Here is an 18,837-nt window from a genome sequence, read left to right as displayed (position 1 = left end):
ATTGATGTCATTTGTAACATAATAGTTTTCGCATACTTCCAGTTTAGATCTATTTATTTTAAATTTTTTACTTGATTTTTTTATTTTGCGCTTTTTCATTTTGTTTTTCACCTATCTTTTGCTTTGATATTATTTCGTAAATTCCCATGATAAATAGGAATACCGCAAATAGCCTTTTTAACATGTATGAATTGATGTAAATTGATATATATGAGCCGATAAGACTTCCCACTAAACCGCTTAATATTATATTTAAAATAATATTTAAAACTACATTTTTTTGCTTTAAATGATATAGGAGTGCGATGGTGGCTGTCGGAATGAATGATAACAAATTTACACTTTGAGCCATGTGTTGCTCAATATTTGCAAAAATCGTCAAACTTGGGATTAAAATTGTTCCACCGCCAATACCCATACCTCCAATGATACCAGATAAAAAACCTATTATAAATAATTTCATTGCATTGTATCCCTTTCGAATTTATTTAGTCAATAAAATCCTTATAGACGCAGCAATCATTATTATTCCAAATATTTTTCGCAAATACTTTATAGGTACTTTATTTAAGATAGATGCACCTAAAAGACCGCCTACTACACTGCCCAGTGTAACATTTAAAGTTATCGGCAAGTTGAATATGCCGCTTTTAATGTATATGATAGAGCTAAAAATCGTCAGTGGAAGAATTATTGATATCGCTGTCGCATGTGCTTTATGGTCTTCGATTCCAAGCAAAAAAACCATAAAAGGTACGATGATAGTTCCACCGCCAGCTCCAAATAGTCCATTTAAAACTCCAGTCATAAAGCCAATGAGTATTAATTTTACATATCTTTTCATTTCATCAATATCACCTTAAACTTTTTATTATATTATTCTTGCATAATTGACATAAGATATGTATAGGTTTAAAATTTTTATGTGTTAGTCTTAATGATATGACTGATTTTTTGATGCGATTTTAAATTTACTTATGAGGCTTTTTTTGATAAAATAATTTTGGCACAAAGTAAAGGAGGTTTATTTTTATGTCTGGACATTCAAAATGGGCTAATATAAAGCACAAAAAAGAAAAGATGGATGCGCAGAAAGGGAAAATATTTACAAAACTTACAAAAGACATAATAATGGCGGCGAAAGAAGGCGGTGATCCTGAGACTAACAGCAAATTAAGGGATGCTATAGAAAAAGCGAAAGCTAATAATCTTCCAAACGAGAACATACAGAGGGCTATAAAGAAAGGCACTGGAGAGTTAAGCGGTGGTAATCTGGAGGAAGTCGTTTATGAAGGATATGGACCTGCAGGTTCTGCAATAATAGTAGAGGCTTTGACAGATAACAAGAATAGGACTGCTGGAGATATAAGGCATATATTTGATAGAAGCGGTGGAAGCTTAGGTTCAACTGGATGCGTCGCTTGGATGTTTGACAAAAAAGGCATTATAACGGTGGAAAAGAGTGATAATATCGATGAAGATGAATTGGCAATGGTTGCAATAGATGCAGGAGCTGACGATTTTTCATCTGATGGCGATGAATATGAGATTTTGACGGATCCTTCTAACTTTCAAGCTGTTAAAGATGCAATAAATAAGGCTGGATATGTCGTGTCTTCCGCTGAAATAACGATGATTCCGCAAAACAGGGTAAAACTTTCTGATAGCGATTATGAAAAATTTGAAAAATTCATAGAAAAGTTGGAAGAAAATGATGATGTGCAAGAAGTATATCATAACGTCGATATGCCAGATGATGAGGAGTAGAAGAAATGATTACATTTCTTCTATCTCCTTTTTTTCTTTTTCTGTCAGTATTTTTTCTAAATTTAAGTTTATAATCAGGCGTTCGTCATAGCTTACTACTGATTCTATGTATTCTTTTCCTATTCCTGCTATGATATCTGGTGCTTCTTTTATAGATTCAGGCTCTACGTGCAATACTTCTGTCACAGAGTCAACGATAAATCCAACAGATTTTTCATTGATCTTAATGATTATTATTCTTGTGTCATCGTCGTATTCTGTAAGTTTCATGTTTAGTCTTTTCTTAAGATCTATGATTGGTATTACTGTGCCCCTTAGATTGATAATGCCTTCTACAAAGCTTGGCACATCAGGTACTTTTGTTATTGACTGCATACGGATTATCTCTAATACATCCATTATATCTACGCAAAATTCCTCGTCGTTTAATTTGAATATAACAATTTGATTTAGCATATTATATTAATCAACTCCTTTCAAATGATAATATTCGATATAATTTTACAAAATCCTTCAAAAAATTTTAGTATAAAAAATTTTTTATTGGGTATAATTACAAAAAAGTTAAATTGTAATGGTGAAGGTAGGTAATTATTGTATGAAATATTTTATAAGGAAAATCATACCTATTGTATTGATTTTTGTTGCAATTTTTTTAGCAGGATACTTGTATTATATAAGATATTACAATCATTCTTCAAAAATGCCGCAATATACCAATACAAAAGTCAATAGCATTCTTACAAATAGCAGTGTCAGCCCAAATGGAAAATTGATTTTCGAAACGTTATATAAAGGAAATGGAGATATAATAAAGGAAGAACAGAAAATAGGTGTTTCGATTGCCGGCAAAAGCAAAGACGAAATTGCGAAAATTTATAATGGATGGAGTATTAAAAAATTTGACAGTGAAGAAGTGATACTTTACAAAGAAGAAGATGGTTTTCCACCAGGTTATTACATAATTTCCAGCTTGAATGGGTATGTGTCATTATATAAATCAGATGGAAATGGTGGAAAAACCCTTGTGGAAAAGACGGACATTTTGGTAAATAATTTAAATCCAAACGATAAAGAGAGGATTTTAAACAACATTGTTGTGAAAGATGCGGATGAAGCGTACTCAATACTTGCAAATTTAAGCAGCTAAACTCCCAATATTTTAGGGAGTTTTTTCTTGTCTATGTACGATGTAGATGTTAAAATAGTATACGAGGAGGAATTTGATGAGAATTATTGGTATTGATCCTGGAATTGCAATTATGGGCTATGGAATAATTGATGACAATGGCGGAAAATTTAAGGTTTTGGAGTACGGGGCTATTACAACGCCAGTTGGAGCCGAAAAAAGTTTGAGGCTTAAAGATGTGTACGATGGTATAAAGTCTCTGATTGAAAAGTACAAACCTGATGTGATGGCCATTGAAGAGCTTTTTTTTAACAAGAATGCTAAGACTGTCATAACTATAGGTGAAGCAAGAGGCGTGGCTATTTTAGCTGCAGTGAATTGTGGAATACAAGTTTTTGAATATACTCCATTGCAAGTAAAACAATCTGTAGTAGGTTACGGGAGAGCTGAAAAAAAGCAAGTTCAGAATATGGTAAAGGCAATCTTAAGGTTAGATGAAATACCAAAACCAGATGATGTTGCCGACGCGCTGGCAGTTGCACTTTGCCACAGCAACAGCAATATTTTGAATGCGAAATTGGGGTCATTAAAATGATAGATTACATAAAGGGTCATATTGTTGAAAAAGGCATTGACTACGTTATTATTGAAACGCTTGGCATAGGTTTTAAAATAATAGTGCCAAGGAGCACTTTAAGTCAGTTGACAAATACAAGTGAGATAATTAAGCTTTATACATACATGCATGTTAAAGAGGATGGATTTCAACTTTATGGATTTTTGACGACAAATGAAGTGGAGATTTTTAAAAAATTGATAGCTGTAAATGGCGTTGGACCTAAAGCAGCAGTTTCAATATTGTCGACAATTTCCATTGAAAGTTTTTATGATGCCATAAGAAACAGCGATTCAAAGGCTATAGAAAAGTCACCAGGCATTGGTAAAAAAACTGCACAGCGGATTATATTGGAGCTTAAAGACAAGTTAACATTTGCTCATGATGTAAAACTTGATGATTTGTCAAATGATGTGGTTGATGCGCTGTTATCACTTGGATATACAAAACAAGAGTCTATAAAAGCATTAGAGGGAGTGGACTGTTCAAATTTAGAGTCTGCTTTAAAAGAGGCATTGAAAAAGCTTATGAAATAAGGTGATAAAATGGAGGAGAGGATTTTAACGCAGAATTTTACGCCGGAAGACGCCTCCGAGTATTCTTTACGGCCAAAAAGATTGTCTGAATACATAGGACAGATGAAGATTAAAGAGGAGCTAAAAATTTACATAGAGGCAGCTAAGATGAGAAGTGAACCATTAGACCATGTACTGCTTTTTGGACCGCCTGGTCTTGGCAAAACTACACTTGCCAACATTATATCAAATGAGATGGGTGTTGGCATTAGAATAACTTCGGGACCAGCCATAGAAAGAGCAGGGGATTTAGCAGCGATACTTACCAACTTACAAGAAAATGATATTCTTTTTATTGATGAAATACACAGGCTTAATAGAAGTGTGGAAGAAATTTTATATCCAGCTATGGAAGACTTTGAATTAGATATAATAATTGGAAAAGGACCAAGTGCAAGATCGCTGCGGCTCGATTTGCCACATTTTACTCTTATAGGAGCGACGACAAGGGCTGGATTGATGACTTCTCCTCTAAGGGACAGATTTGGTGTAATCATGAGGTTGGAGTTTTATTCTGTTGAAGAATTAAGTGAAATCATAAAAAGATCATCAGCCATATTGAATATAGGTATCAACGATGAGGCTGCTTATGAGCTGGGTCGCCGTTCCAGGGGAACGCCAAGGATAGCCAATAGGCTTTTAAAGAGAGTGAGAGATTTTGCTCAAGTGAAGGGCAATGGTTTTATTGATTTTCATATAGCAAAAGATGCCCTTGATATGTTAGGGGTAGATGATATGGGACTTGAGTATATAGATAGAAAAATGTTAAAATCTATCATCGAGAAATTTTCTGGAGGGCCTGTCGGCATTGACACTATTGCAGCTTCAATTGGTGAAGAAAGCGATACTATTGAAGATGTTTATGAACCATATTTGATGCAGATTGGATTTTTAAACAGGACTCCAAGGGGTAGGATAGCGACAAAATTGGCTTATGAGTATCTCAATTACAGCTTACCTGAGTGAGGGATCAATATGTTTCAAGAATTTGGAAAAGTATTGATGGGCATAGGCATAGTGCTTACAATAGTTGGTGTAATATTATTTTTTGGTGGTAAGTTCGGAATTGGACATTTGCCTGGTGATATTGTTTTTAAGAAAGGCAATTTTACTTTTTACTTTCCATTGATGTCGTCAATAATTTTAAGCGTTGTTTTGACTTTGATACTATGGCTTTTTAGAAAATAAACGTAAAGGGGTCATGATTGTGAGGTTTAAAAAGTTTATTTCATTTTTCTTACTTTTTACACTTGTTTTGATGAGTACTGTAAGCTATGTAAACGCCAGTGTAAATATGCCGTCTTTGATAAAAATAGGGCTTTTTTATGCTTCTAATTCGTTGCCGTCTTATTCAATAGTTTCTTCAAGCGGATTCAAAGTAGGCGTAGACGATGGTACTGGCAATGTAAAAGCAATATACAATATTTCATATAACAATGTTCAGGTAATAAAAGATGACAACTTTTACTTGCAAGAAGGCAATTTTCCTGATCAAGCGACGGCGGACGGACAACAAACAAAATTAAGTTCTGACGTTTCAAATTCAGTTGTGGGATATGATGGCAATTATCATATTTACATTGGACCGTATTCAAGCCAGTCTGATGCAAACTCAGCAATGAATAGCTTTAAATCTAAATTTTCGGATGTTAAGTTGGTATCTCCAAACAATCATATATTAATAGTTCAAAATGGAAAATCTGTATTTCTATATACAGCAAGTAATCAGTTTTACCTTATGGATACATCTGGTGATGGGCCAGTATCTATTAATGGGAAAAGATACAGAGGGTACTTTGAATTCATAAGGCAACAAAATAGCGACATGACTGCGATAAACGTTTTGCCACTGGAGGAGTATTTGTATGGCGTTGTTCCTGCAGAAATGCCTGCCTCATGGAATATAGAAGCTTTAAAAGCACAGGCTGTAGCGGCAAGAACTTATGCGGTGTACAATATTGGGAAATACAGCAAATATGGATTTGATTTGACGGATGATGTAAGCTGCCAAGCATACAACGGGTACGATGGAGAAAATCCAAATACAAATAAGGCTGTTGATGATACAAAAGGAGTAATAGCAATATACAATGGTCAGCCTATAGAAGCCATATTCCATTCACATAGTGGCGGTTATACAGAAGATAGTGAAAATGTCTATACAAATAGCGTTCCCTACTTAAGAGGCGTTGAAGATAAGTATGTCTTCGGGTACAATGAAGCCCTTGACAATTGGACTGTGAGTATTACCGCTGATTCTGTTGCACAGAAATTAAAAGACAGTGGCATTGATATAGGCAATATCACAAATATTCAAGTTACCAGCAAGAGTTGGACTGGTAGGGCTATACAGGTAACGATTTATGGAGATAAAGGTAATTATGTTTTAAATAAAAATGATATAAGAAATTTTTTTGGACTTAAAAGCAATATGATAACAATAAGTGGGAATGGCAGTGCTTCAAATAGCAATACTGTTTATATTCAGTCACAACAGGGCGTTGTAAGTAAATCATTGTCTGGCTTAACAGTCATGTCTGCAAGTGGGCAAAAGATTGTTGGCAACAACGATTTGTACATTTTAGGACAAAGCAAAACGGTTAAAATTACCAGCCAAAATGGATTGTCTACTATATTTACTATAAATGGCAGTGGATACGGACATGGCGTTGGGCTGAGCCAATATGGAGCTCGTGGAATGGCAGATCATGGGTATAATTATATAGACATATTAAAATACTACTATAAAGGAATCGATGTTTATGATACAATAAACAATAAGGCTTTATAAAATTTACGCAGAAATTTGGAGGCATTATTATGAATTTGCACGAATTTTACTATGATTTACCTGAAGAGCTTATTGCACAAGAACCTCTTCAAAATCGCGATGAATCAAGATTGATGGTTTTAAATAAAGCTACAGGTGAAATAAAGCATGATATTTTTAAAAATATATTAACCTATTTAAAACCGAATGATGTTCTTGTTTTAAATGATACAAAGGTCATACCGGCAAGATTATACGGCGTTAGAGAGGACACTGGGGGAAAAATAGAATTTGTTCTTTTAAAAAGACTTGGAATTGATGAATGGGAAATATTAGTAAAACCAGGGCGAAGAGCCAAAATAGGTTCTAAGTTTATTTTTGGCAATGGAGAACTGAAAGCTTTAATACTATCAGATACAGATGCTGGCGGGAGAATTGTGAGATTTAGCTATGAAGGTGTTTTTGAGGAAGTGCTTGATAAACTTGGCGAGATGCCTGTACCACCATACATAAAGAAAAAATTGAAAGATAAAAACATGTATCAGACAGTGTATGCAAAACATGAAGGTTCTGCTGCAGCTCCTACTGCTGGCCTTCACTTTACAAATGAGCTTTTAGATAAGATAAGAGAATTTGGAGTTAAGACGGTTTTCATAACGCTTCATGTAGGACTGGGCACATTTAGACCTGTCAAAGAGGAAGTAATTGAGAACCATAAGATGCACTCTGAATTTTATATTGTAAATGAAGATGCAGCGGATGCGATTAATGCTGCCAGAAAGGCAGGTGGCAGGATAATATCAGTCGGCACTACATCTACTCGAACTTTAGAGACTGTTGCCGACGATGATGGAATTATTCATGCTGGCAGTGGGTGGACTGACATTTTTATTTATCCTGGATATAAGTATAAAGCAATAGATGGCATAATAACAAATTTTCATTTGCCTGAATCAACGCTTATCATGATGATCTCTGCATTTGCTGGAAAGGAGAATGTCATGAATGCCTACAAGACTGCCATAGAAAATAAATATAGGTTTTATAGTTTTGGCGATGCTATGCTGATTATTTGATTAGGAGGAAACGATGACGGCTATAAAATACGACTTATTAAAAAGAGAAAAAAATACAAAAGCAAGACTGGGAGTGCTTCACACTCCACATGGGGATATTGAGACGCCTGTTTTTATGCCAGTTGGCACTCAAGCAACTGTGAAGGCCATGACTCCTGAGGAACTTAAAGAAATTGGGGCTAATATAATATTGAGCAATACATATCATTTATATTTAAGGCCGGGTCATGAGCTTATTAAAAAAGCTGGCGGATTGCATAAGTTTATGAATTGGGATAGAGCTATACTGACTGACAGCGGTGGATTTCAAGTGTTTAGCTTAGGACCACTTAGGAAAATCACGGAAGAAGGAGTCGAATTTCGTTCACATATAGACGGTTCAAGGCATTTTTTGACGCCAGAAAAAGTGATAGAGATAGAAAATGCATTAGGTGCAGACATTATAATGTCTTTTGACGAGTGTGCGCCATATCCCGCTGATTATGGCTATGTAAAAAATTCTATGGAGCTGACACTAAGATGGGCTAAAAGAGGGAAAGAGGCACATCAAAATACGGACAAGCAAGCGCTTTTTGGGATTGTGCAAGGTGGTACTTACGATGACTTGAGAAAAGAATGTGCTAATAGATTAGTTGATATGGATTTTCCGGGATATTCTATAGGTGGATTAAGCGTTGGCGAAGAAAAACAATTGATGTATCATGTAGTAGATCTAACGACAGATTTTCTTCCTCAAGACAAACCTCGATATCTGATGGGGGTTGGAAGTCCAGACGATTTGATAGAAGGGGTAATAAGAGGAGTCGATATGTTTGATTGTGTTTTGCCTACACGTATAGCGAGAAATGGAACAGTTCTAACCAGCACAGGTAGGCTTATAGTAAGAGATGCTCCACATGCTGAAGAGTTTATTCCATTAGATGCCGAATGTGATTGCTATACATGTAAAAACTTTTCAAGGGCATACATAAGGCATCTTTTTAAAGCTAATGAAATTTTAGCAGCAAGGCTTGCAACAATACATAATTTAAGATTTTTGACAAGACTTATGGAAGGCATTAGAGAGGCAATTAAGCAAGACAAGCTGCTTGAATTTAAATCACAATTTTATAAAAAATACGGGTACAAGGAGGAATAAAATGAACGCTCAAACGATTTATTTAATTGGCGAAATTGTAATTTTTATGGCAATTTTTTACTTTTTATTGATATTGCCACAGCAGAGAAGGGAAAAGAAAGAGAAAGCTATGATTGATGCATTAAAACCTGGTGACGAGATTCTTACAAAAAGCGGTATCTATGGCAAGATATTAAACATAAAAGACGATGCGATTACGATTGAAGTAGGCGCCGATAAAGTCAAATTAAAGATAGCCAAATGGTCTGTAGGAAAAGTATTAAGTTCACAAAGCGAAAACAAATAAAAAGATGCGGGAAACCGCATTTTTTTTGCTTTAATAAGATGTAATATTGTCTTTTTTACAAGCATAAAATTTACTGATGAAAAAAGGGAGGTGCTTTAATGAAAAGCAAAACTCAAAATTACAACGACAAGGTATTAAATATACCTGGTATAATAGTTGGATTGCTAATAAGCTATATAATTACGCTTCTATTTTTTATAATTTATGCGTTGGTATTGACATATACACCGCTTTCAGAATTGACGCTTCCTACGCTTACAATGCTTATAACAATAATTGGCATAGTTTTATCTGGTGCTATAGCTGCCCGCAATACAAAAAGCAAAGGTTGGTTAAACGGTGGCTTGGCAGGTCTTCTCTATGTTCTCCTTATGCTGTTTTTGGGAGTTTATTTTGTAAAAGAAGCTGGAATAAATGCTGGAATAGCTTTAAAGCTTATTTGGGGAATTGTTTTAGGTGCTATAGGTGGCATGATAGGCATAAATCTATAGCTTTTATTGTCGTGAATTATATGTTATAATCAAAAAGGAAGAGGAGGTATGAAAATGAGACATATTGTAACAATCAACAGAACATCATTGAAAGATAGCCTGAAAAAACCTGGTTGTGGAGAATGTCAGGCATCATGTCAATCTGCTTGCAAGACTTCGTGCACTGTTGCAAATCAGGAGTGCCAAAATTAATTTACATAGGCAAGTGGCAGTAATGATATGTTACTGCCATTTAAAATGTATAGGAGGTTAAGATGCATAGCATAATACATAAATTTAGACAATTAGGAATGAATATCGTATTAGATCCTGTCAGCGGAGCAATACACGTTGTGGATGATTTAACTTATGAATTGTTGGATTTATATTTAGATAATGATTTTGATACGATATGTGATCTATTAAAAGATAAATACGCTGAATCGAATATTAAAGAAGCGTACGATGAAATAGAGTCTCTCCGTCAAAAAGGTCTTCTTTATTCCGAAGATGTGTACAAGGATATAGATGTAAGCAGAAAAGATTCTGTGATAAAAGCTATTTGCCTTAATGTGGCACATGATTGCAATTTAAGATGTAGTTACTGTTTTGCGTCAACTGGCGATTTTAAGGGCGGCAGGAAGTTGATGCCGTACGAAGTAGGCAAAAAAGCTATAGATTTTTTAATCAAAAATTCAGGAAACAGGAAGATCGTAGAAGTGGATTTTTTTGGAGGAGAGCCGCTTTTAAACTTTGATGTTGTAAAAAAATTGGTTGATTACGGAAGAGAAGAAGCAAAAAAATATGGAAAGACTATTAAATACACTATAACTACGAATGGTGTATTATTAGATGAAGAGAAAGCCACATACATAAATGAGAATTTCTCTAACGTCGTATTAAGCCTCGATGGCAGAAAAGAGATAAATGATGCCATGAGAAAAAGGATTGATGGCAGTGGTTCATACGATGTGATTTTCCCTAAAATTAAAAACTTTGTTTTAAAAAGAGGCGATAAAGAGCATTACGTAAGAGGAACCTTTACAGCTAAAAATCTTGATTTTTCCAAAGATGTACTGCATTTAGCCGATATGGGAATAAAGGAGATCTCAGTAGAACCTGTAGTTGAAAAAGAAGATACAGATTACACATTAAAGCAAGAACATTTAGAAAAGATTTTAAGAGAGTATGACAAGCTTGCAGAAAAGTATGTAGAGAGAATTGAGGATGGCAGACCTTTTTCATTCTATCATTTTAAAATAAGTTTAGATAATGGTCCTTGCATCAAAAAAAGGCTTCAGGGTTGTGGTGCCGGGTTTGAATATGCGGCTGTAACTCCTGATGGTGAAATATACCCATGCCATCAGTTTGTGGGGAATGAATCTTTTAAATTAGGTAGTGTTGACACAGGAATTGAAAACAAAGAGCTACAAGAGAAATTCATGGAAAGCGATATATATAAAAGAGAAGAATGTAGTAAATGTTGGGCAAGATTTTACTGCAGCGGTGGATGCTTTGCCAACAATTATAATATAAATGGGGACATAAATAAACCATACGAACTATCTTGTGAGATGCAAAAAAAGAGATTTGAGTGTGCTATAGCAATCAAAGCTTATGAAATGTTAAAAGAAAATGATATTTACGAAAAATAGTAAGCCATGGTAATTTGATAATTGACCGTTTACAATAAAAGTAATATAATAAAACGTAGCGAACAAAAGAAAGGGGATAATGATGAAATCGAGAGGATTGGCAAAATTTTTATCAGTAATCGTGCTTGCCATAATAGTAGCGTATGTTGCTTTTTATGGTGTAAATGCCGGAAATTATTCGATTAAGCCAGTTCAAGACAGTATAAGGCTGGGACTTGACTTAAGAGGTGGTGTCTACGTCTTGGAACAGGCACAAGGGAATGTTTCACAGGACGCTATGACAAGGGCGATCTCTATAATAAGAAACAGAGTAGATGCTTTAGGCGTATCACAACCGCTTATAGTTCAACAAGGATCCAATAGGATAAGGATAGAGATTCCGGGTGTTAACGATCCTGATCAAGTTATTTCTTACTTAGGACAGACAGCACAGCTTAAATTTATAGGGCCTGATGGCAAAGTTATATTGACAGGTGCGGATGTTAAAGACTCAAAAGCAGTTTATCAAACGACTCAGGCCGGTGTACAGGAGCCAGTTGTTACACTTGATTTAAACAGCAAGGGTGCGAAAGCTTTTGCAGATGCGACAGCGAAGTTTGTAGGCAAGCAAATAGCAATAGTTCTTGACGACAAGACAATATCTGCGCCAGTAGTACAAGAGCAGATTCCTGATGGCAAAGCGGTTATAAATGGAATGAAAGATTTTAACGAAGCAAAAAATTTGGCAAACCTTATAAGAGGTGGAGCACTTCCGGTGACGCTGAAACAGGTTGAATACAGCTCTGTTGGTGCTACATTAGGACCAAGTGCATTAAAAGCCAGTGAAGAAGCGGGTATGTATGGACTCTTAATAGTTTTATTGTTTATGATAGCTTTCTATAGGCTGCCTGGATTGATAGCAGATATAGCTCTTGGTATATACATTTTAATAAACTTTATCGTATACGCATTGTTGCATGTTACGTTGGACTTGCCTGGCATTGCTGGTATGCTTTTGTCAATAGGTATGGCGGTTGACGCTAATATAATCATTTTTGAAAGAATGAAAGAAGAGATGAGAGCAGGAAAATCTATAAGAGCTTCCTTAGATGCCGGATTCAGAAAAGCATTTGTGGCAGTATTTGATTCAAACATCACAACACTTATTGCTGCATTTGTCTTGTTCTTCATGGGTGCAGGAACTGTAAAAGGGTTTGCATTGACGCTTATAATCGGTGTTATCTCAAGTATGTTTACTGCAATAACTGTTTCAAGGTTCTTACTTAAGTCGATTGTTGAAACAGAATTCACTAAGAATATCAGAGTATACGGTGCATAAGGAGGCGAAAACTATGAGATGGAATAACATTAAGTGGAATATTGACGTCATAGGTAAAACCAAAGTTTGGTTTACTATATCCGGCATAATAATATTGGCAGGGCTTATTGCTTTGTTTACAATGGGCTTAAATTGGGGGCTTGACTTTACAGGCGGTACTGTAGTTGAATTCAATATGCATAAACCTGTGACGATTGCTATGAATAATGAAATTACAAGTATTTTAAAAAGCAATGGCGTTAAAGATTCACAGGTAAAAGCTATTGGTCCCAATAACACACATGTTTCAATAACGACTCCAAGTCTTGACGATAAGACGAGGACTGCCGTTATAAATGCTATAGAATCTAAGTACAAACTCACTGTTAAAGACCTTGTGTCATCACAGAATGTCAGCGCATCAATAGGTAAAGAGATGCAGTTTGGAACGATTTTAGCATCTGCCGTAGCTGCACTTCTTATGCTTATTTACATTGGCTTCAGGTTTAACTTTGAGATGGGTGCTGCTGCTGTTTTAGCTTTGATACATGATATATTAATAATGATTTCGGCTTACGCGTTGCTTAGAATTGTTGTAGACACACCTTTTGTGGCTGCTATACTTACGGTTTTTGGTTATTCTATAAATGATACGATTGTCATATTTGATAGGATAAGAGATAACATTAAGTTGATGAGAAAGGCCAGCTATAAAGAGATAGCAAATGTCAGCGTAAACGAGACGATGACCCGGTCGATAAATACTGTCATGACAGTTTTACTTATGCTTATACTTATGTACTTCTTTGGCCCTTCATCTATAAAAGATTTTGCTTTACCATTGTTAATTGGTATCACAAGTGGTGCGTATTCTTCAATTTTTATTGCAAGCCCACTTTGGGTTATATTTAAGGATAAAGAAGGAAAAAATAGTGTTGGAAACAAGATAGGAAATAGACCTCAAAAAGCATGATAGGAGGTGATTACATGCTTAAGGAGATGTTTCTTGCAGGGCTTGGTGCTGTTTCACTGACAAAAGATAAGATAGAGGAGATCGCTCAAGAGCTTGTAAAGCGGGGCGAACTCACTGCAGAAGATAAAAACAACTTCATAAATAGTGCATTGAATTCTGTAAACAAACAGAAGCAGGTCATTAAAGAAAAAGCTTATGAGAATATTCAGCAATTGGCTAAGGAAGCAAATTTAGTGACGAGAGAAGAATACAATCTTTTGTTGGCGCGGATAGCTGAACTGGAAAGCAAATTAGATCAGCTTATTCAGAACAATCAGAATATGTAAATTTCTTAATTAGTGGCATAATACTTTTAAGTATATTGCCGCTATATTTTTATTGAGGTGTGGAAATGAATCTGTTCAGTATTTTTTCAACGAGAAAGTATATAAAAAGGTATAGGGAAATACTAAAAATACTCACAAAAAATGGCTTTGGCTTTATAAGCGAAGTATTGTCAAAGAAAAAGAGCATACCGTTTGTTTATATACGTAAGAATGATTTGCCTATTGCTTTATCTGAAAGGATTCGAATTACTTTAGAGGAGTTAGGGCCTACATTTGTGAAGATGGGGCAGTTATTAAGCACAAGACCTGATTTGCTTCCGCATGATGTGATTAATGAGTTATCAAAGCTTCAAGATGATGTTCCGCCCGTAGAGTTTGATACAATGCGCCAAATCGTCGAAGATGAATTGGGAGATAAAATTTCTAATTTATTCTTGACTTTTGATAAAGAACCAATAGCGTCTGCATCCATTGGGCAAGTTTACAAAGCGGTTACGAGGGAAGGAAATGACGTCGTGGTTAAAGTCCAAAGGCCAGGCGTATATGAAAAAATAACGGCTGATATTATCATCTTAAAGACGATTGCAAAAATTTTGAATGAGCGCCTTACTGACTCACCTGTTGATTTTTTGGATGTGGTAAATGAGTTGTCAGAGTCACTTCTAAATGAATTGGACTATACTTTAGAAGGCAATAACGCAGATAAGTTTAGAGAAAACTTTATTAATGAGTCGTATGTCTACATACCAAAAATATATTGGGAATACACGACAAAAAAAGTTTTAACAATGGAGTACATTGACGGAATCAGCGTTAAAAACAAAGAAAAATTGCGTGATAGTGGATTTGATTTAAAGAAGATAGCATACAACGGTGCTATGTCTATATTCATGCAGATATTCGTCTATGGATTTTTTCATGGAGATCCCCATCCAGGCAATATCCTCATAAGAAGAGATGGAAAGCTGTCATACATAGATTTTGGCATTGTAGGATATATAGACAGGTCAAACCGGGAAATGATAGTAGAGCTTTTTAAGGCTTTTGTCGACAATGATACAGATGAAGTTGTTTCGATTTTAACAGACATGGATGCCATAAGAGATGGCGTAAATATAAGGCATTTGAAGTACGATCTTAGCGGGATCATCAGCTATTTTTACAATACTCCGCTTAAAAATATAAATATCAATGATTCTGCTAAAAAGATAACTTCAATCATCTACAAGTACAAATTGATCATGCCTGCAGAGTTTACGCTGTTACTTAAATCATTGGCGACCATTGAAGGAGTTGGAAAAGAATTAGACCCTGACTTCAGCATATCTGATATTGCGAAAGATTTTGTAAAAAAGATATACATAAACAATTTCAATTTTGCCAAAACGCTGAGTGAAAATGCAAAAGACCTTCATAAGATATACGTTCATTTAAAGAAGTTTCCATCAAAGCTTCAGGGGATAATTTCAAAGATATTAAAAGACAATGTAAGAGTAAAATTGGACATTGAAGAGACTGAAAAGATGAAGTACGACCTTAATTCAATGATAAATAAAATGATCATAAGCATTATAGCTGCGTCGCTTATAATAGGTTCATCACTTATAATGTCTCTAAATGGTGGGTACAAAGTATATGGTTACAATGCAGTGGGCTTAGTTGGCTACTTAATATCGTTCATATTATGTATGGCGATTGTCTATTACATACTTTTTATAGAAAAAAAGCGAAAATAATGTGTTTTGTGAGGTGACGGAATGAGATGGTCTACAACTGGGTATCAAAAAAGACTAAAAATGATAAACTTGTTGATGAAATTGCAAATAAGTTTAATTTAAAAACTTATGTCGCACAGACAATTGTCAATAGAGGATATGATGATTTGGAAAAAGTTTATGAATATTTAAACCCAACATTAAACGCGCTTAATAATCCTTATTTATTGGAAGGAATAGAAAAAGCGGTTTCGATCATAAAATATCATATCGGGTTAAATGACAAAATAACGATATATGGTGATTACGATGTGGATGGTATAACCAGCACTTCAATTTTATATACGGCTTTAAGAAGGCTTGGTGCAAATGTAGATTTTTATATACCAGATCGCCTGTTGGAAGGTTATGGAATAAATATGGATGCTGTTAAAGCATTGTGCGATTCCGGAACGAAGCTTATTATAACCGTTGATTGTGGGATAGCGTCATTAAAGGAAGTACAATATGCACGAAAACTGGGCCTTGATGTTATTATTACAGACCATCATCAAGTTCCGGATATACTGCCAGAAGCTAATTGTATCGTAAATCCACATATTAAAGATTGTACATATCCATATAGAGAATTAGCAGGAGTTGGAGTTACTTTTAAGCTTTGTTTGGCACTCTTAGGGGATGAAGCATTGGAATTCCTTGATGTAGTGGCTTTAGGTACGGTGGCAGATATAGTACCGCTTACTGGAGAGAATCGTGTGATCGTAAAAGAAGGATTAAAGATGATGAGAAATACAAAGAATAAAGGATTAAGGGCTTTAATAGATTCTGCCGGCCTTAATGAAAGAGATATAGATACGTACCATGTTGGGTTCATATTGGCTCCAAGGCTAAATGCTGCAGGAAGATTAGAAAGCGCCGTATTGTGTGTAAATTTGCTGGTAACAGATGATACTATAGAAGCTGACAGAATAGCAGCTTATTTAAATAGTGAGAATGCGAAAAGACAAGAAATCGAGAAAAAGATATTAGAAGAAGCTATTATGCAAGTTGAAAACAATGTGGACTTAGAAAAAGAAAAGTTTATTGTTCTTTATAGCGAAAATTGGCATCCGGGTGTAATTGGGATAGTTTCTTCAAGGATAACAGAAAGATATCATAGACCGTCCATTTTAATAAGTGTCAGTGATGGTTTTTGCAAGGGTTCGGGAAGAAGCATAAAAGGATTTAATATATACGAGGCAATAAAATATGCTGGTGACTGTTTGATTAACTTTGGAGGACATGAAATGGCTGCAGGCTTGACTATAGATAGCGGTCAAATAGATGATTTTAGACTTAAACTCAATGAATATGCCAATACAAAATTAACTTCTTTTGATATGATGCCGATAATCGAGATAGAAACTTCTATTGATGATGTATTGGATTGTGATGGAGCAAATCAAATAAGTTTGTTAGAGCCTTTTGGCAGTGGAAATCCTATGCCAATGTATGCGATTAAAAATTTGGTCGTAAAACAAATTTCCCTCTTTGGAGATAACAAACACATTCGAATAATGGCTGAGAAAAATGATGTTATGTACAATGTCGTTTTATTCAATAGAGCTTGCGAATTTGACAAGATTAGCATAGGAGATGTTTTAGATATTGCAGGCTTTATCAAAATAAATGAGTGGAATGGAGAGAAAAAGCTTGAGATAATAGCAAAAGATATTTTAGTGAAAGAGAAAAATGTATTATTTTTCAGAAATTTATACAATACTTTAATGAGCTTTAATTATGATGATTTTCAAGGATTAGAAAGCTATAATTTTATTGATATGCGAAATATCGATGATAAAAGATCTTATGTTTCAAAATTGTTTAAAAGTGACGATAGTACAGCAGTCATAATAAACACTCGATACCATATAAAAGAGCTTATTAATTATCTTAACGCTTGCAACTATTGTGATTTTAAGTTAAGCAATAAAATTGTCGATGCAAAGAATGTAGTTTTGTGGTGCATTAATGCTGATGAAATTATGCATTTGCCTTCTAAATTTAAAAATATAGTTTTTTACGATATACCATTCGATTCAAAAATGTTTTATAATATATTAGCAAACAGCAGAGAAAGTATTGTACACCTTTTGTTTGGAAAGGAAGACTTAAAAAGCAGTTTAAATGATATCTACAATATTGTACCCAGAAGGAGTGATTTTGCTAAAATATTTGTAAGCATGAAAGAAAATTCGGATACGTTGATATTAAAAGATCAAATTTACGATTATTTTAATTTGAATTCCATAAAGTCAATGATATGTTTAAAAATTCTTAAAGACAATGGATTGATTAATATAGAAGAAAGTGATAATATTTTTGTGTTAAGGAGAAATTGTGTCGATTCAAAAGTGAATATTAAAGATCACCAGCTATTACAAAAACTGTATATGGCGGAAAAAAGTTTTATAAAATTTGCTTTTCAAATATTGAAAAAGAATGTTAAGGAGGAAACAGCATGACATTAGAAGATGTTAAATCACTTATAAGGGAGATACCGGATTTTCCGAAAGAAGGAATTGGTTTTAAAGACATAACACCTGTTTTAAAGGATAAAGATGCGTTTGTGTTTTCAATAGACATGTTAGCTGATGCTATAAAAGATAGAAATGCTGATTTGATTGCAGGTCCAGAGGCCAGAGGCTTTTTGTTTGGAGCACCATTGGCATATAAAATGGGATTGGGATTTGTGCCTGTTAGGAAACCTGGGAAGTTACCTGCTGAAACAGTCAATTATCAATACGAGCTTGAGTACGGCGTGGATTCATTGGAGATACACAAAGACGCTATTAGCAAAGGGCAGAGAGTTATTATTGTCGATGATTTATTGGCAACTGGCGGTACAATATATGCTGCAGCAAAGTTAATTGAAGAATTGGGCGGTATTGTCGATTGTATATTGTTTTTGACAGAATTGACTTTTTTAAATGGACGTAAAAAGTTAGAAGGTTATGATGTCATTTCATTGATAAAGTTTTAAAATGTCGGTTTTAAAAAGGTGA

General features: G+C 34.8%; 22 protein-coding genes. 19 read left to right on the top strand and 3 right to left on the bottom strand.

Translation table 11 applies throughout. From position 1 onward, the window contains the following. Positions 1-67 precede the first annotated feature (67 nt). Entirely contained in the window at positions 68-463 is a 396-nt protein-coding gene (locus tag ACZ42G_RS08640) for a sulfite exporter TauE/SafE family protein (protein WP_435620599.1), read from the bottom strand. Between the two features lie 21 nt (positions 464-484). After that, positions 485-844: a sulfite exporter TauE/SafE family protein gene (locus ACZ42G_RS08635; RefSeq protein ID WP_085112071.1), complete on the bottom strand. Its 360-nt coding sequence runs from the start codon at positions 842-844 to the stop codon at positions 485-487. A 188-nt stretch (positions 845-1,032) separates the two neighbouring features. Here ACZ42G_RS08635 and ACZ42G_RS08630 point away from each other — a divergent pair, with 188 nt between their 5' ends. After that, positions 1,033-1,767: a YebC/PmpR family DNA-binding transcriptional regulator gene (locus tag ACZ42G_RS08630; protein ID WP_085112070.1), complete on the top strand. Its 735-nt coding sequence runs from the start codon at positions 1,033-1,035 to the stop codon at positions 1,765-1,767. Between the two features lie 9 nt (positions 1,768-1,776). On the opposite strand, the gene ACZ42G_RS08625 is transcribed toward ACZ42G_RS08630, so the two are convergent. Next, positions 1,777-2,223: a chemotaxis protein CheW gene (locus ACZ42G_RS08625; protein ID WP_013788209.1), complete on the bottom strand. Its 447-nt coding sequence runs from the start codon at positions 2,221-2,223 to the stop codon at positions 1,777-1,779. A 118-nt stretch (positions 2,224-2,341) separates the two neighbouring features. On the opposite strand from ACZ42G_RS08625, the gene ACZ42G_RS08620 reads away from it, so the two are divergent. The 18 genes from ACZ42G_RS08620 (at position 2,342) to ACZ42G_RS08535 (ending at position 18,815) form a co-directional block, all read left to right on the top strand. Next, positions 2,342-2,917 carry a hypothetical protein gene (locus tag ACZ42G_RS08620; protein WP_464850089.1) on the top strand — a complete coding sequence of 192 codons (576 nt, stop codon included), beginning with the start codon at positions 2,342-2,344 and terminating at the stop codon, positions 2,915-2,917. Positions 2,918-2,993: 76 nt separating this feature from the next. Next, positions 2,994-3,491 (top strand): crossover junction endodeoxyribonuclease RuvC, encoded by a 498-nt coding sequence (gene ruvC / locus ACZ42G_RS08615; protein WP_464850087.1) that lies wholly within the window; start codon positions 2,994-2,996, stop codon positions 3,489-3,491. After that, positions 3,488-4,048: a Holliday junction branch migration protein RuvA gene (ruvA, locus tag ACZ42G_RS08610; protein WP_464850086.1), complete on the top strand. Its 561-nt coding sequence runs from the start codon at positions 3,488-3,490 to the stop codon at positions 4,046-4,048. Before ruvC ends, ruvA begins: the two co-directional genes overlap by 4 nt. 9 nt (positions 4,049-4,057) lie before the next feature. After that, on the top strand, positions 4,058-5,053 hold the full coding sequence (gene ruvB / locus ACZ42G_RS08605; protein WP_085112066.1) for a Holliday junction branch migration DNA helicase RuvB: 996 nt from the start codon (positions 4,058-4,060) through the stop codon (positions 5,051-5,053). 9 nt (positions 5,054-5,062) lie between these two features. Next, on the top strand, positions 5,063-5,275 hold the full coding sequence (locus ACZ42G_RS08600; protein ID WP_085112065.1) for a DUF2905 domain-containing protein: 213 nt from the start codon (positions 5,063-5,065) through the stop codon (positions 5,273-5,275). A 19-nt stretch (positions 5,276-5,294) separates the two neighbouring features. Next, complete coding sequence (locus ACZ42G_RS08595; RefSeq protein ID WP_464850085.1) at positions 5,295-6,878, top strand: SpoIID/LytB domain-containing protein; 1,584 nt, start codon at positions 5,295-5,297, stop codon at positions 6,876-6,878. Between the two features lie 29 nt (positions 6,879-6,907). Next, positions 6,908-7,933 carry a tRNA preQ1(34) S-adenosylmethionine ribosyltransferase-isomerase QueA gene (gene queA, locus ACZ42G_RS08590; RefSeq protein WP_274892865.1) on the top strand — a complete coding sequence of 342 codons (1,026 nt, stop codon included), beginning with the start codon at positions 6,908-6,910 and terminating at the stop codon, positions 7,931-7,933. A gap of 13 nt (positions 7,934-7,946) precedes the next feature. Beyond that, positions 7,947-9,071, top strand: coding sequence for a tRNA guanosine(34) transglycosylase Tgt (gene tgt, locus ACZ42G_RS08585; protein ID WP_274892864.1), 1,125 nt, complete (start codon positions 7,947-7,949; stop codon positions 9,069-9,071). Between the two features lies 1 nt (position 9,072). Then, positions 9,073-9,357, top strand: a complete 285-nt coding sequence (gene yajC, locus ACZ42G_RS08580; protein ID WP_013788198.1) for a preprotein translocase subunit YajC — start codon at positions 9,073-9,075, stop codon at positions 9,355-9,357. Positions 9,358-9,455: 98 nt separating this feature from the next. After that, positions 9,456-9,848 carry a TIGR04086 family membrane protein gene (locus tag ACZ42G_RS08575; protein WP_274892862.1) on the top strand — a complete coding sequence of 131 codons (393 nt, stop codon included), beginning with the start codon at positions 9,456-9,458 and terminating at the stop codon, positions 9,846-9,848. Positions 9,849-9,902: 54 nt separating this feature from the next. Then, on the top strand, positions 9,903-10,040 hold the full coding sequence (scfA, locus tag ACZ42G_RS08570; protein WP_013298036.1) for a six-cysteine ranthipeptide SCIFF: 138 nt from the start codon (positions 9,903-9,905) through the stop codon (positions 10,038-10,040). Between the two features lie 62 nt (positions 10,041-10,102). Next, positions 10,103-11,482 (top strand): thioether cross-link-forming SCIFF peptide maturase, encoded by a 1,380-nt coding sequence (gene scfB, locus ACZ42G_RS08565; protein ID WP_464850084.1) that lies wholly within the window; start codon positions 10,103-10,105, stop codon positions 11,480-11,482. 82 nt (positions 11,483-11,564) lie between these two features. Further along, on the top strand, positions 11,565-12,800 hold the full coding sequence (gene secD, locus ACZ42G_RS08560) for a protein translocase subunit SecD (protein WP_464850083.1): 1,236 nt from the start codon (positions 11,565-11,567) through the stop codon (positions 12,798-12,800). Positions 12,801-12,813: 13 nt separating this feature from the next. After that, positions 12,814-13,752: a protein translocase subunit SecF gene (gene secF / locus ACZ42G_RS08555; protein WP_464850081.1), complete on the top strand. Its 939-nt coding sequence runs from the start codon at positions 12,814-12,816 to the stop codon at positions 13,750-13,752. Between the two features lie 14 nt (positions 13,753-13,766). Beyond that, the gene (locus ACZ42G_RS08550) at positions 13,767-14,078 is read left to right on the top strand and encodes a phasin family protein (protein ID WP_085112057.1); all 312 of its coding nucleotides are present in this window, start codon (positions 13,767-13,769) and stop codon (positions 14,076-14,078) included. Positions 14,079-14,143: 65 nt separating this feature from the next. Then, entirely contained in the window at positions 14,144-15,814 is a 1,671-nt protein-coding gene (gene ubiB, locus ACZ42G_RS08545) for a 2-polyprenylphenol 6-hydroxylase (RefSeq protein ID WP_085112056.1), read from the top strand. A gap of 26 nt (positions 15,815-15,840) precedes the next feature. Continuing rightward, positions 15,841-18,297 (top strand): single-stranded-DNA-specific exonuclease RecJ, encoded by a 2,457-nt coding sequence (gene recJ, locus ACZ42G_RS08540; RefSeq protein WP_274892858.1) that lies wholly within the window; start codon positions 15,841-15,843, stop codon positions 18,295-18,297. After that, positions 18,294-18,815: an adenine phosphoribosyltransferase gene (locus tag ACZ42G_RS08535; protein WP_274892857.1), complete on the top strand. Its 522-nt coding sequence runs from the start codon at positions 18,294-18,296 to the stop codon at positions 18,813-18,815. Before recJ ends, ACZ42G_RS08535 begins: the two co-directional genes overlap by 4 nt. Positions 18,816-18,837 lie beyond the last annotated feature (22 nt).

The organism is Thermoanaerobacterium calidifontis, from assembly GCF_055381745.1.
Note: the sequence above shows the minus strand (reverse complement) of the source record. Positions and strands in the feature narration are given on the sequence as shown.

Bases quoted from the DNA above. Each gene is read 5' to 3' on its own strand.
- ACZ42G_RS08640 (WP_435620599.1), bottom strand. From the start codon at position 463: ATGAAATTATTTATAATAGGTTTTTTATCTGGTATCATTGGAGGTATG.
- ACZ42G_RS08635 (WP_085112071.1), bottom strand. From the start codon at position 844: ATGAAAAGATATGTAAAATTAATACTCATTGGCTTTATGACTGGAGTT.
- ACZ42G_RS08630 (WP_085112070.1), top strand. From the start codon at position 1,033: ATGTCTGGACATTCAAAATGGGCTAATATAAAGCACAAAAAAGAAAAG.
- ACZ42G_RS08625 (WP_013788209.1), bottom strand. From the start codon at position 2,223: ATGCTAAATCAAATTGTTATATTCAAATTAAACGACGAGGAATTTTGC.
- ACZ42G_RS08620 (WP_464850089.1), top strand. From the start codon at position 2,342: ATGGTGAAGGTAGGTAATTATTGTATGAAATATTTTATAAGGAAAATC.
- ruvC (WP_464850087.1), top strand. From the start codon at position 2,994: ATGAGAATTATTGGTATTGATCCTGGAATTGCAATTATGGGCTATGGA.
- ruvA (WP_464850086.1), top strand. From the start codon at position 3,488: ATGATAGATTACATAAAGGGTCATATTGTTGAAAAAGGCATTGACTAC.
- ruvB (WP_085112066.1), top strand. From the start codon at position 4,058: ATGGAGGAGAGGATTTTAACGCAGAATTTTACGCCGGAAGACGCCTCC.
- ACZ42G_RS08600 (WP_085112065.1), top strand. From the start codon at position 5,063: ATGTTTCAAGAATTTGGAAAAGTATTGATGGGCATAGGCATAGTGCTT.
- queA (WP_274892865.1), top strand. From the start codon at position 6,908: ATGAATTTGCACGAATTTTACTATGATTTACCTGAAGAGCTTATTGCA.
- tgt (WP_274892864.1), top strand. From the start codon at position 7,947: ATGACGGCTATAAAATACGACTTATTAAAAAGAGAAAAAAATACAAAA.
- yajC (WP_013788198.1), top strand. From the start codon at position 9,073: ATGAACGCTCAAACGATTTATTTAATTGGCGAAATTGTAATTTTTATG.
- ACZ42G_RS08575 (WP_274892862.1), top strand. From the start codon at position 9,456: ATGAAAAGCAAAACTCAAAATTACAACGACAAGGTATTAAATATACCT.
- scfA (WP_013298036.1), top strand. From the start codon at position 9,903: ATGAGACATATTGTAACAATCAACAGAACATCATTGAAAGATAGCCTG.
- scfB (WP_464850084.1), top strand. From the start codon at position 10,103: ATGCATAGCATAATACATAAATTTAGACAATTAGGAATGAATATCGTA.
- secD (WP_464850083.1), top strand. From the start codon at position 11,565: ATGAAATCGAGAGGATTGGCAAAATTTTTATCAGTAATCGTGCTTGCC.
- secF (WP_464850081.1), top strand. From the start codon at position 12,814: ATGAGATGGAATAACATTAAGTGGAATATTGACGTCATAGGTAAAACC.
- ACZ42G_RS08550 (WP_085112057.1), top strand. From the start codon at position 13,767: ATGCTTAAGGAGATGTTTCTTGCAGGGCTTGGTGCTGTTTCACTGACA.
- ubiB (WP_085112056.1), top strand. From the start codon at position 14,144: ATGAATCTGTTCAGTATTTTTTCAACGAGAAAGTATATAAAAAGGTAT.
- recJ (WP_274892858.1), top strand. From the start codon at position 15,841: ATGGTCTACAACTGGGTATCAAAAAAGACTAAAAATGATAAACTTGTT.
- ACZ42G_RS08535 (WP_274892857.1), top strand. From the start codon at position 18,294: ATGACATTAGAAGATGTTAAATCACTTATAAGGGAGATACCGGATTTT.